Origin of the sequence: Leptospira sp. B5-022 (assembly GCF_000347035.1) — a bacterium.
Classification (GTDB): domain Bacteria; phylum Spirochaetota; class Leptospiria; order Leptospirales; family Leptospiraceae; genus Leptospira_B; species Leptospira_B cinconiae.
On sequence record NZ_ANIJ01000025.1, the window covers coordinates 109,989 to 121,761 of the forward strand.

16 protein-coding genes are annotated in these 11,773 nt (G+C 41.1%); 7 read left to right on the forward strand and 9 right to left on the reverse strand.

The genetic code is table 11. The features are described 5' to 3' along the window. Positions 1–265: 265 nt before the first annotated feature. The 4 genes from LEP1GSC192_RS12765 to LEP1GSC192_RS12780 all read left to right on the forward strand — a co-directional run bounded on the left by LEP1GSC192_RS12765 (position 266) and on the right by LEP1GSC192_RS12780 (position 2,891). On the forward strand, positions 266–469 hold the full coding sequence (locus tag LEP1GSC192_RS12765) for a type II toxin-antitoxin system VapB family antitoxin (protein ID WP_020770433.1): 204 nt from the start codon (positions 266–268) through the stop codon (positions 467–469). Beyond that, a complete protein-coding gene (locus tag LEP1GSC192_RS12770) occupies positions 466–837 on the forward strand; it encodes a type II toxin-antitoxin system VapC family toxin (protein WP_020770438.1) in 372 nt (123 codons plus the stop codon). The genes LEP1GSC192_RS12765 and LEP1GSC192_RS12770 overlap by 4 nt, the downstream gene beginning before the upstream one ends. Then, the gene (locus LEP1GSC192_RS12775; RefSeq protein WP_020770462.1) at positions 834–1,949 is read left to right on the forward strand and encodes an AraC family transcriptional regulator; all 1,116 of its coding nucleotides are present in this window, start codon (positions 834–836) and stop codon (positions 1,947–1,949) included. The genes LEP1GSC192_RS12770 and LEP1GSC192_RS12775 overlap by 4 nt, the downstream gene beginning before the upstream one ends. Positions 1,950–2,051: 102 nt before the next feature. Beyond that, complete coding sequence (locus LEP1GSC192_RS12780) at positions 2,052–2,891, forward strand: sterol desaturase family protein (protein ID WP_020770507.1); 840 nt, start codon at positions 2,052–2,054, stop codon at positions 2,889–2,891. Positions 2,892–3,047: 156 nt separating this feature from the next. Here LEP1GSC192_RS12780 and LEP1GSC192_RS12785 read toward each other — a convergent pair whose 3' ends face one another. The 4 genes from LEP1GSC192_RS12785 to LEP1GSC192_RS12800 all read right to left on the reverse strand — a co-directional run bounded on the left by LEP1GSC192_RS12785 (position 3,048) and on the right by LEP1GSC192_RS12800 (position 5,388). Next, complete coding sequence (locus LEP1GSC192_RS12785; RefSeq protein ID WP_232421020.1) at positions 3,048–3,374, reverse strand: hypothetical protein; 327 nt, start codon at positions 3,372–3,374, stop codon at positions 3,048–3,050. Then, positions 3,371–3,877 carry an ankyrin repeat domain-containing protein gene (locus LEP1GSC192_RS12790; RefSeq protein ID WP_020770469.1) on the reverse strand — a complete coding sequence of 169 codons (507 nt, stop codon included), beginning with the start codon at positions 3,875–3,877 and terminating at the stop codon, positions 3,371–3,373. The genes LEP1GSC192_RS12785 and LEP1GSC192_RS12790 overlap by 4 nt, the downstream gene beginning before the upstream one ends. A gap of 96 nt (positions 3,878–3,973) precedes the next feature. Then, positions 3,974–4,978 (reverse strand): hypothetical protein, encoded by a 1,005-nt coding sequence (locus tag LEP1GSC192_RS12795; RefSeq protein WP_020770484.1) that lies wholly within the window; start codon positions 4,976–4,978, stop codon positions 3,974–3,976. Between the two features lie 113 nt (positions 4,979–5,091). Further along, entirely contained in the window at positions 5,092–5,388 is a 297-nt protein-coding gene (locus LEP1GSC192_RS12800) for a helix-turn-helix domain-containing protein (RefSeq protein ID WP_036090072.1), read from the reverse strand. 206 nt (positions 5,389–5,594) lie between these two features. Here LEP1GSC192_RS12800 and LEP1GSC192_RS12810 point away from each other — a divergent pair, with 206 nt between their 5' ends. Continuing rightward, entirely contained in the window at positions 5,595–6,290 is a 696-nt protein-coding gene (locus tag LEP1GSC192_RS12810) for a DJ-1/PfpI family protein (RefSeq protein WP_036090073.1), read from the forward strand. A 15-nt stretch (positions 6,291–6,305) separates the two neighbouring features. On the opposite strand, the gene LEP1GSC192_RS12815 is transcribed toward LEP1GSC192_RS12810, so the two are convergent. The 5 genes from LEP1GSC192_RS12815 to LEP1GSC192_RS12835 all read right to left on the reverse strand — a co-directional run bounded on the left by LEP1GSC192_RS12815 (position 6,306) and on the right by LEP1GSC192_RS12835 (position 10,527). Further along, positions 6,306–6,878 carry a coiled-coil domain-containing protein gene (locus LEP1GSC192_RS12815; RefSeq protein ID WP_036090075.1) on the reverse strand — a complete coding sequence of 191 codons (573 nt, stop codon included), beginning with the start codon at positions 6,876–6,878 and terminating at the stop codon, positions 6,306–6,308. Between the two features lie 226 nt (positions 6,879–7,104). Beyond that, complete coding sequence (locus LEP1GSC192_RS12820; RefSeq protein WP_020770494.1) at positions 7,105–7,650, reverse strand: NADPH-dependent FMN reductase; 546 nt, start codon at positions 7,648–7,650, stop codon at positions 7,105–7,107. 66 nt (positions 7,651–7,716) lie between these two features. Next, positions 7,717–8,418 (reverse strand): HAD-IA family hydrolase, encoded by a 702-nt coding sequence (locus tag LEP1GSC192_RS12825; RefSeq protein ID WP_020770415.1) that lies wholly within the window; start codon positions 8,416–8,418, stop codon positions 7,717–7,719. Between the two features lie 84 nt (positions 8,419–8,502). Then, on the reverse strand, positions 8,503–9,252 hold the full coding sequence (locus tag LEP1GSC192_RS12830) for a type 1 glutamine amidotransferase domain-containing protein (protein WP_020770340.1): 750 nt from the start codon (positions 9,250–9,252) through the stop codon (positions 8,503–8,505). After that, positions 9,253–10,527 carry a serine hydrolase gene (locus LEP1GSC192_RS12835; RefSeq protein WP_036090078.1) on the reverse strand — a complete coding sequence of 425 codons (1,275 nt, stop codon included), beginning with the start codon at positions 10,525–10,527 and terminating at the stop codon, positions 9,253–9,255. A gap of 269 nt (positions 10,528–10,796) precedes the next feature. Between LEP1GSC192_RS12835 and LEP1GSC192_RS12840 the strand changes: the two genes are divergently transcribed. Continuing rightward, positions 10,797–11,273: a hypothetical protein gene (locus LEP1GSC192_RS12840; RefSeq protein ID WP_020770362.1), complete on the forward strand. Its 477-nt coding sequence runs from the start codon at positions 10,797–10,799 to the stop codon at positions 11,271–11,273. Between the two features lie 70 nt (positions 11,274–11,343). Further along, positions 11,344–11,676, forward strand: a complete 333-nt coding sequence (cutA, locus tag LEP1GSC192_RS12845) for a divalent-cation tolerance protein CutA (protein ID WP_020770303.1) — start codon at positions 11,344–11,346, stop codon at positions 11,674–11,676. Positions 11,677–11,773: the final 97 nt, after the last annotated feature.

Consider the following 11,773-nt stretch of genomic DNA (forward strand, 5'->3'; position numbering starts at 1 on the left):
AGGTTTTAGCGGCTCTTCCCTGGTTGCTGGCATTATTTATGCAAGGAAGAAGGATTTTTGAACCTTCTTCCCGAAGTGCCAATCGACTTTGATGTGATTTCCCCAATCTTATGCGACATAAGAAAGCGATTTATATGGGAAGAAGGGAACGTACATCCAAAATTTTCCCGGCCATCTGCGAAGCGGAACCAATTTTCTAACCCCAAATCACTTTTCCGGCCTTACACTCTTGATATACATCTAATAACACCATATACTACCATATATGAAAGCTGTCAAAACTACCTTATACATTCCCGACGAACTGATTGCCAGCGCCCAAGACTATACCGGGATCCTAGAAAAGACTCGTCTCGTGCAAGAGGGACTCCGCGCATTGATTCGGGAAAAATCCGCAGAAAGAATGGCTCTCTTAGGCGGAAGCGATCCAAAAGCAGAAGGTCCAATTCGTAAAAAAATATCTAAATGACAGCGGTGCTAGTCGACACTTCCATTTGGATCAATCATCTTCGTAAATCGGATCCGAAACTTACGGAACTTCTCCGCCTTGGCTTGGTCAGACGTCATCCTATGGTAGAGGGAGAACTCAGTTTGGGAAATTTTAAGAATAAGAACTTTTTTCTAATCGAGTACGCCCAATTAAAGGAAGTTCCGATCGCAAATCATAAAGAAGTCATGATCTTTTCGGAAAGAAATTCTCTGGCGGGACTGGGAATCGGCTGGATAGACGCACATTTGCTTGCAAGTTGTATCCTAGGAAGTGCAAAATTATATTCTGGTGACTTGTCTCTATCAAAGGCTGCGGAGAAAGTAGGGATCGCGGAAATTACAACATGAATGAGTTCGGAACCCAATCTTACACCTCCCTATTTTTAGTTTTTTCGATCGGACTTGCGTTCTTATTTTCTTTGGGAGAGATATTCTCATCTCCCAAAGGAGAAAAACAAAACTTACTCGCCTTCATTTTCTTATTAGTGGGGCTTTTTCTTATACATGCATTTTTGATTACCTGCAAAATGATCATACATTTTCCCGGTTTGTATCTAACCCATCTCCCTATATCGGCGCTTATGGGTCCTTTTATAGAACGGTATCTTCTCCTTGCCATGGGAAACACTCCCGAATCTAAAAAGATTTTTTATCTGAAAATGATCCCAGCTCTTGCGATATTTCTATGGATGTCTAACTTCTATTTTACAGGAGGTATAGAAAAGATCGAATTACTTAAAGATCTACAAACCACCGGACTTCCTTTATTCTTAAAAATCCCTGTTTTAAGTACGCTTGGACTTATGTTCGTATTCTTACTTTCTACATTCTTTCGTTTATTTGCGGGTTTTAGATTCTCGGTCATCTACAAAGATCCAAGAATGCTTACGATCCTGATGGTAAGTGTTTGCATTTTGATCATTTTATTATACGGAGCGATATCGGTATCGATAGGATCAATCAGAGGTTTAGAAGGAGTCGGTTCTTTAGTTGGGATCTTTTTATGTTCTTTGTATATTCTGCGCCAAGGATATCCGGAATTTTTCTTAGAAGTCCAAAGAGTGGTAGAAGAAGAGAAAAAATACAGAGCTACCCAGCTCGGCGGATTGGATTTAGATAATATTAAACAAAACTTAGAAGACTTATTCCAAAAGGAAAAGGTATTCTTAAAGGAAGATCTGACCCTGGGATTTCTGGCGGGAAAACTGGAGATCAGCACTCATCAACTTTCCGAATATCTGAACAACGAGATTGGAAAAAATTTTTTCCAATTATTGAATGAATATAGGGTAAAAGAGGCCAAAAGTAAAATAGAATCCGATCCTGCTCAAGTTTTATTGTCCATTGCTTACTCATCAGGATTCGGCTCCAAATCCGCTTTTAACGAGGTTTTCCGAAAGGAGACCGGATTCACACCTTCCGAATACAGAAATAAAATCCGTAAAAATAAGTCCAAATAGTCCGTCTCGATCGGTCTGGACATTTATTTTATTCCGCTCCGATCGGAGAGGACGACTTCTTCATAGATCCGACGTAAACTGAATGCAGAGATCGGAGGAAAAATGGCAATCAATGCTTGTGATTTCGGTTGGGAATGTGTTCGGAATTTCGGACTATTCCAACTTTCAATGAACTTTATCAGATACTATCCTCTAGCAGGACTTGCATTCTTTATATTCTGGGTTTGGAAAAAAGGAACCTTCGAAAAGTTTCGGATCCAGAAAAATTTCCCCAAATGGGAGAAGGTAGTCTACGAGATCAAACAATCTGCGGTTACAATGGTAATGTTCAGTCTGGTTGCGGTCCTCTCCTTCAGCCTTCAAAAATTAGGATATCTTCCAAGAGCGCTTTACTTCGATATCTCCGAAAGAGGTTGGGCTTATGCAATCTTAAGTTATATACTGATCACTATCTGGCATGAAACCTGGTTCTACTGGGCACATAGGCTCATGCATCACAAAAATGTTTATTCCTTTGTACATGCTATCCATCATAAATCCGTAAACCCTTCACCATTAGCTGCTTATAATTTCCATTGGGCGGAAGCTTTTTTGGAAGCGATCTATGTGGTACCATTCATCAGTTTGGTTCCGATCCATTTCGGAGTATTTATATTTCACACATTCTATGCAATGGTTATGAATATCTGGTGGCACTTAGGGTATGAATTTTTACCTAAAGGTTGGGCAAGTCATCCTATCACAAAATGGATCAATACTTCTACCCATCATAACCTTCATCACCAGAAGTTTCACGGGAATTATAGTCTTTATTTTAATTTTTGGGACAGAGTCATGGGAACAAATTTCCCGAATTACGAGACCTATTTTGACGAGGTAGCTGGGAAGAAAGAAAATTACGAAAAAACTCCCGTTGCCTCCGAGGTAGGATTCGCGAAGTAGATGTATACAAAAACCTATCGCAAAAAGTCCGGGCTCTTATAACCCTTGGACGAATACCGATCAAATCGTTAAGTTTTAGGACGGACTATAAAATTTTCGTAATAGCTCTAATTGGAAAACCGAGTCTCCTCGGTTTTCCTTTTTTGTATTTCGGTTTTAGAATGTAATTCCACTCCCCCCATGACCGCCTCCGCCGTGACCTCCTCCGCCGCCGCCGCCAGAACTACCGCCACCCCCTCCTCCACCAGAACCTCCTCTGGAAGTACTAGAGCTTCTTCCTCCTGAAGAAGTAACGGTATGGCAGTCTGATTTACAATCATCACAAATGGCCTTACAAATAAATCCAATCCCAAGAGAATTTTCATTGGTTGCAACCAATAGACAAATTGAGAAGTTTTTATCGCAGTCTCTTACACAACGATCGTCGTTCGTACAAGATTCCAAAAAGAAAAGAACAAGAGCTATCTGAAATGCCGATTTCATCTTTTTGGACCGACCTCATAAGGAGCGAGTAATTCTTTGATCTGAACAGATTCCTCCAAACTGGCTTCCGAAAATGCGGTATGGCCTTGTTTACTTTTAATATGAACATTCGCACCATTCTTCAAGAGGAGTTTTACTATGTCCACGTTCCTATTGTAAACGGCCATCATAAGAGCTGTGTGACCGTCTCTCGTTTTGGCATTGATATCCGCACCGCTGCGAACTAAAAATTCCGCGATCTCAACTTCTCCTTCTCTTGCTGCGATCATCAAAGGGGTAAAATTCCTAGTAAAAGGATCTCTTGTATCTACGGAATAACCGGCTCTTAAACAATTCTGTAAACCGAAAAGATCTCCTTTATAAACAAAGTCGGAAGGATAAGGACTTCCCCCTCCCCCGGCAAATTGAGGAGAGATACAACTCGTTAAAAAGATGGCCAAAAGGAATAAGCCACCCCTAACGTAAAAAGGAACAAAAGGTATTGTGGAAGTGAAAAGATTCATAAGTATCCTCCTTAACAAGAGGACCAAGTTCGAATAAGAACGTTCCCGATTCTAAAAATTTTTGTTAGATTGGAAATATTTTATTTATAAGAAAAATTAATCAAGAGGAGGAGAATCAGGCATATAAATGAAGATGCGTCCGTCTTCCTCCATTTTTACATTGGAGAGAGACAATGCTTTTTTATATTCCGAAAAACAGAATTCGAACAGAGAGGATTCTTCCCTGTCTTGGAGTAAGACCCTGCCTTGGTGCACTTGAATCCCTCCGAAGAGTAATTTTCCTCCACTTACATAAATATAATTTTTAGAATTTGTTTTAGGAGAGGCAACCTCTAATTCTGAGATGAACTCTATATCGAGTGTATTCTCATCCAATTTGAGATCTTTGATTCTACCTTCTACTTCCGGATCCGGAAAAACCGAAAATGGTTCAAAATACACCTTGTTCCCGGAAATTACCAGACCTCTCCCCTTAGGAAAACGGACCAGGTCCTCGATGGACACACCAACAGTATTTAAAAGTTCTTTTGTATAAGGATTTAATAATGCCCGAACGGACTCATTTTCCACCAAGATCCGGCCTGATTCCGGATCTAACTTAACGGTGGCAATCCCTTCGAAAGATACCCAAACTACAAGTTTGACCTCTCCTGAAATCTTAAGTTTCCATGCACCGTTATGAAAAATCGGTTTAAGTTTGATTTTCCGTAGAGTGGACTCGGGAAAATTGAACAACCTTCCATTCAATAATCTTTCCAAACTTTCCAAAGAAATCCGAATATTCCCGTTCAGGATTTTAAGAGTAAAAAGTTCCGGTCGATCGAAAGGAAGAATTTCTCCGTTTTTAGGGATTGCTTCTAACGAAAGACGATCCGCCTCCACGAAAATTTCCTTCTGCCAATAGAATCTAACGTTTTTAAGAATTAAGTGTGGCCTAGCGAAATAATGAAAATCAGCTACTCGTTCCTTTTCGGATACTATGTTCGAAAAGGGTATATCCATATTTTCTAGACCGGATCTTCCAGCCAAAAAGGAAAGCAGGGAAATACAGATCAGGACAATCCCGTAAATCCAAGGACGTAAAATTCGATTCTGATTCATTTAGCTTTTTTGCCCGAAAGGCAGATGGGAATTTTTTAAAGGGACCGCTTTGCTTGGCTATTCTTTTATATGAAAGGTAAATTGTTGGAAGTCCAACAGATCAAAAAGATAGATTATTTGGTCTTTCTTTTTGTAGAACTTGCGGCTTTTAAAGACTTCTTTTTGGATTTTATTTCCGATTTATCATCAAACTTGAAGAAGAAGTCTACGGGCTTTTTATAAAGTTTGGCCAAGTTCCAGAACTCTATAACGTCTATCCTTCTGTCTCCTGCTTCGACCTTAGAAATGAATGATTGGGGTGTTTTGAGGGCATCGGCAACATCCACTTGGGTCAACCCCGCTTCTTCCCGGGCTTTCTTTAGTAACTTCTGGAAAATCTTATATTCTTCGGTGTAGATTGTTTTAGCCAAGCAAAACTTATTCTACTTCCCAATTCGGAATATACCAAATTAGGATATTCGAAAAAGGCCGACCTGCTAATTCCGGATATCGTTCGATTAGGGAATTTCCTTTCCTTTCTGCTTAATTTTCCAAGAAAGTTTTTCGATCTGCCTCTCAAAATTTTTTCTTTCGAATTCGACTTGAAGACTTCTACGAGTTCTATTCTATCTTGTCTATGCAAGAGCCGTTCCATATCGGTTTACTTATCTTTCCGGACCTAACTCCATTGGATTTCGTGGGTCCTTACGAAGTATTTTCCAGAATGAAAAATTCCAAAATCTACGTAATAGCCGAAACCAAGGAACCAATCCCATCCGAAAAAGGATTATTTATTCTTCCGGACAGAACTATGGACGAAAACATAGATTTGGATTTGGTCTTAGTTCCGGGTGGACTCGGCGTCAACCGACTCATGGAAAACGAAAAGGTCCTGAGTTGGCTGAGAGAAAAATCAAAAACCTCCAGATATATCAGTTCGGTATGTACCGGCTCTTTGGTATTAGCCGCAGCAGGCTTATTAAACGGATATAAGGCAACCACACATTGGCTCTCTTTAGATGTGTTAAGATTCTTTCCGGAAATCGATGTAAAAGAAGATCGAGTAGTGATCGATCGAGACCGAATTACAGGAGGAGGAGTCACTGCAGGAATCGACTTCGCACTCCGAATTGTAGCCGAGATCCAAGGACAAAAATCGGCTGAAGAAATCCAACTTATGATCGAATACAATCCAAAACCCCCTTTTGTAAGCGGACATCCTAATACCGCAGATCCGGATTTGGTTTCCGAAATACAAGTCACTCGGGAAAAAGCCCAAGAACTGAGAAAGGAAATCGCCACCAGGTCCATTGAAAGATTTCCCAAATCTTAAAACTCATTTTTCAACTTATAGTTTGACTATGATGGAAAAGATTCCAGTCAATGCTATGATTGCTCCTAACATCCATTTGGTCTGAACAGAAATGAGTTTGTGAATTTCAATTCGGAGTTCTGAAATTTTTTCGTTCATTTCTGTGCGAAGTTCTGCAATATCTTCTTTTACCTCAGCACGGAGGGCAGCAATATCTTCCTTCACCTCAGCTCGAAGTTCTGCGATATCTTCTTTTACCTCGGCTCGAAGTTCTGCGATATCTTCTTTTACCTCAGCTCGAAGTTCTGCAATATCTTCCTTTACCTCGGCTCGAAGTTCGGCGATATCTTCTTTTACCTCGGCTCGAAGTGCAGCTAGATCCGATTTGAATTCAGCTCTAAGGTCAGCCAGGTCTGTTTTATATTCAGAACGAAATGTATTTAATTCTTCCGAAAGTCTGTTCTCAAATCTATCTGAAACGAGTTCCACTACATTCTCCCGATTGGCTCCAAAAGAATCGTTGATAAAATCCACAAATTCATTCGTTCCTTCCTCACCCAATACTTCTTCTAACTTTCGCGGTATTCTGCGAAACATAGGTATTGCCATCAGTATGCTCCTTAATGGAGGATTTTGCAATTCAAAACTCCCCGCTATGAGGCTCAGGTCCGGAATAATGATTTCCGCGCGCACTTTTTTGTTAGAAAATTTTCATCCGGAATGAGAATTCCTAAAGAACTTTATAAAAAAAGAATGTATTAGAAAAGGAGCCTGAAGACTCCTTTGCGAAATATAGATTTTTTTATCAACTGATTCAGCTGGCGATTTTGAAGAATTAAGAAGGTCTAGATGCTTGGATCAAATGTTCCAGGCTTTGCAAACAATTTCGCAACTCCTTCTCCGTTTGTTCATCCAAAATATTACCTTCCCGATCCACCTTCTTGTTCACGGAAGGAATACTTAAAACACAATCATCATTTATCTTAACTGTGAGAACATTCAATAAACCTAAAAGAGCTTCCTGTGCCTTGGAAGCTCCACCGTAACCTGGAGATGCATTGATAAGCCCTACCGGCTTTCCATAAAGTTCGGCACTGGACACAATCCAATCTAATGCATTTTTCAAGACCCCTGGGATCGCAAATGCGTATTCGGGACTGGAAAAAAGAATGGCATCCGCCTCTTTTAATTCCCTTCTCCATTCCATGACTTCCTTAGGAGGTGTATCCGTATCCAAGTCAGGATTGAAGTGCGGGATCCGATCAATCGGGTCTGCGATTCTGATCTGCAAAGGATCATGTGCAATCCTTTTTGCTGCAAGTAATAAGGCTGTATTGGATGAACCTTTTCTTAAACTTCCGGAAACGGCGAGTATTTTCATTCTTGTTCTAACTCGATTCTTTTCTGTATTCGGTTAGACTTATATGGAGAAGGAATAGAAAACAAACTAACCTTGTTTTAAGATCGCAGTTAGCTCGCCAAGATCTCGGATGTCACCGTCAGCATGTTTGTGAAATGCGGTCCATCCTCTGGATCTTGTGGGTAGGATATCCAACTCCACCTTGTCTCCGCAATATATGAGTTTATCCGGAGAAAGCCCCACAAGCTTCTCCGCTTCCTGAAAGATCAAAGGAGAAGGTTTTTCGTATCCGAATTCCGCAGAGACGATCACAGGATAAAAATAATCTAATACGCCTACACTTGCAAGTAGCTGTTTGAGTCGATGATCCCAATTAGAGATAATCCCTAAACCGGAGCCTCTCTCTTTTGCGAATTCTACTAATTCATAGAAGCCCGGATCTATTTCCCAGACGGAAGGTTCGTCAAAACGTTTAAATATGGATTGGAAAATCGGATCAGGTTCCAGATCCGATCCTATTTCCTTTAGGAAGAAACCCAGAAGTTCTCTCCACCAACCTTCACTTCCATCTTGATGCGCATGGAATTTATCTTTATAATCGGGAAGCGGATGACGCGTCATATGCGCATAAGCCTTACGAAAGGCTCTTTCCATATAACCGTTCGGATGTTTGGAACCGTCCAGGCCGAATTCTTTGAGAACTTCGAAATATACGTCCCCTGCGGGCTTTTTCATCGTAAGGAGAGTGTCTCCCACATCCAGAAAAATGTAATGTTCTTTGAAATTCATGTCGTTCTCGATCGAGTGACCTTAGATCGGACCCTTTATAGTCAGTATGTCTATATAGTGTTTACGGAAAATCAAAAACCGAAATTAACCGAAGAATTCAGGAAGTTCAAATGCAAACTTATGAGCATCTCCGGGCCATCTTGCGGAAAGATAAGACTTATCCAAAACGCTGAACCCCGGTTTAATATTGGAAAAACTGTCCCTTGCAATCGGCATGGGCCCTTCTTGGAAATCCACTTTTGATTCCAGAAATGAAATTACCTCGTCCTGCAATGGTGTAGGATAAGTTCTATAATAATCCCCTAGCCAAGCCCTAGTTAAATTCCAGGCTAGAAGTTCCTGTGATCTCAGAAGTCCGGTGGTTTTCAGTCCATATAGACTGGATTTTTTTGTTTTAGGATTTTTGGATCTTGCAGCAAGAAGTACTCCATGACAGATCGCAGCCACAGGCTTTCCTTCGGCGAACGTATGGCCCACCAAATTCTGCAAAAACTCGGATTCCAAATAGACCCTCATTCCCTTCGCATGTCCCCCTGGAAGAAGCAATACATCGAAAGAATCCAATTTGATCGACTCGTACTTTTTAGGATTTAAGAATTCATTCGATTTTTCTAATTCCCTATAGAGAAGAACATCATCATCTTTCGCTCGTAAAAAGGGAGAAAGTATCCCCAATCCTTTCCCGGTTACCATCCTAAAATCCGCTTCTCCGGAGGTTCCGTTAGGGGTCGCAAATAGGATCTTATATCCGTTTTCCTTTAGAACTTTCCAAGGTACGGATACTTCCGTTGGGTCGAAATCGATTTGAGGGATCGGGATTAGGACAGTCTTCATTTAAGGATGATTTTGTTTCATCCCTGGTTCCGCTGCAATCCTTGTTTCATCCGCTCCTTCTTTTAGCTTAGGATCCAAGGAAGTCCTGGCGGCTACCTTTAATTCCCTGAGAAGGGCCTCTTCCCTATCAGGGGAAGGGATCTTATCCGTAGAGACTAAAGATGCTTTGACCGCATCCAAGGCAGAGGTTAAAATTACGTCAGGTGCCTTGTCCCAAATCGCGCTAGTCATCACTAAAACAATCTTACGATGAGGGATTACGTAGATGAACTGTCCGCCTTTTCCGTTTGCCATGAAGCTTGGCTTTCCTTCGAATTCGTGCAGCCAGAAATGGAGTCCGTATCTTTTTTCCACTCCTGGCTCCAAGGTCATAGCGATCCATTCCGGTTTTAAGATCTGACGGCCCTGCCATTTCCCTCCATCTAAATAGAGTTGTCCTAATTTAGCCATGTCGATCGGTCTCAAACGAAGTCCGAAACCGGCCGTCTGTCTTCCGGATTTGGACGTATTCCATTCTTCTCCCTTAAAACCTAACCATGAGAAGGCGGTATTCTTCGAATATTCGTATAATGTCTTACCTGTCTTTGCTTCCAAATAACCCGCAACTAACTGAGTATCTCCATTAGAATATTCGAATTTAGTTCCCGGTGCGGAAGATACGGCAGGGGTCCAAGCAATCGCAAGGGGGTCTGCGTCCGTTCTAATATCTTCTTTTTTGGGAAAGGAATCCCAGCCCATTCCGGAACTCATACGTAATGCGTCCTTGAGTCGGATGGATTCTTTTCCTTTTAGTTCGGATGGAAGAAGGCCCGGCAAATTAGACTCAACGGAGTAAAGGCTATCTTCCAAATCCACTCCACAATCGTTCGAATAGCAGACCCCTAATAACATGGAGACCACCGATTTGGTTACGGAGTACATATTATGGTTATGATTTCTGGAAATACCTCCAGCATATCTTTCGAATACCAGATTTCCTTCTTTCAAGATGAGAAGTGAACGGACCTCCGTTTTTTCTTTTCTGAGTTTTTTAGAAAGTTCCACCAAAGGTCTGGAATCTAGTCCTAATTCTTCCGGAAATTCGACTCGGAAGCCTTCTGCCGGATTTCTATCTAAGGTCTCATTTTGGTCCCAGCCAAGTCCGGAAGGAAGCTTAACCCAACCCCAATCCAGGGCGCTACAATTGGAAATGAAAAGGATAACTAAGGAGATAAGAAAGAAACGTTTGATTGATGAAGTACTAGTAAAAAAACTACTCACTAAAAGACCCTCCACTCAAATTATTAGGTCTTAAGTACTGCTTAGACAGACTCTATTGTAGGTTATCCAGCATTCAATACTATTGAGACCCCGTTCGGAAATTTTTTTCCACACGATTTCTATCCAAAAGAGCGCAAAAATTATGTATTTATTTGTTAAACGACGAAAATATTTGCCTAATCCCAAAGGTTTAGTTTTTAAAAAATTCCATTTTCTTTCCTTGTCTTCCCAATTTACCAAGGGAAACTGTAAAAGCCGTCTGCCGAAATATCGACTTTCTTCTTATGAAAATTAAACTCGGAATATTACTATTCTCCTTTACTTTGAATTGCTTTTTCGCAGTGGATTGGAGTTCCGACGAATCGGGTAAGGTGAGAGGAAAAGGTTCGGTAGAGGATTTTCCGGAGCCTGAAAATGCCAATTTAAGCAAAGAGGAACTTTCCAAAAGACCGAAAAAAGGCGGCTTCAAGACCAGAGAAGAGCAGGAACTTTTTGATATGATGATCTCCTCCGGCACCGATCAAAACACTGCTCGGAACTGTGCTGCCAAATACGGGAATTGCAAAAGCCAATGTTGGACCCAATATCCGGTCCCCAAAGTGGAGACTGTTTTTACCGCAATCACCGTGGATCGTAAAAGGGAAAATTGTATCGCTAGATGCAGTAATCTTTGCGATGATTATATTCCTTCCACTTCCAGAGGCACTATGCCGAATTCCGGCAAAGGAAATTATTCGGATCCGAACGCTCCCAGATACTGATCCGATCTTTCTAAAGAAAGACTGGACAAAGAATGAATACTTCTTATCCTCCTTTTTCTCGGAGGAACCAATGTCTGCATCTCAAGAAATTTTAGTCTTCACAACGCTGGCGGATCGAGATCTAGCGGAAGAGTATATCGCAGAAATGCTGCAGTTAGGCATCATAGTGAGTGGTACCATTTTTCCGGAAGTGGCTCTATTATACCAATGGGAAGGAAAACTCACCATCGATTCTGAAAATAAGATCCTTCTAAAAGCGAAAGCGGATAAGTACGCTGCAATCGAAGAATATATTATGAAAAAACATCCTTATCTCGCTCCTGAGATCATCAAAATGGATGTAAGTTTCGGTTCCGATAAGTTTAAGGCTTTTATAAAGGATAAGATCGCGAAAGGAGGATAATCCTTTCGCACTTTAGAAATTTATTATACTCCGTGCCAAAGTCAGTGCCGTAAATAAACGTCCTATTTCGGGCGTAAAGGCCCTGGAGTTTAGGAAA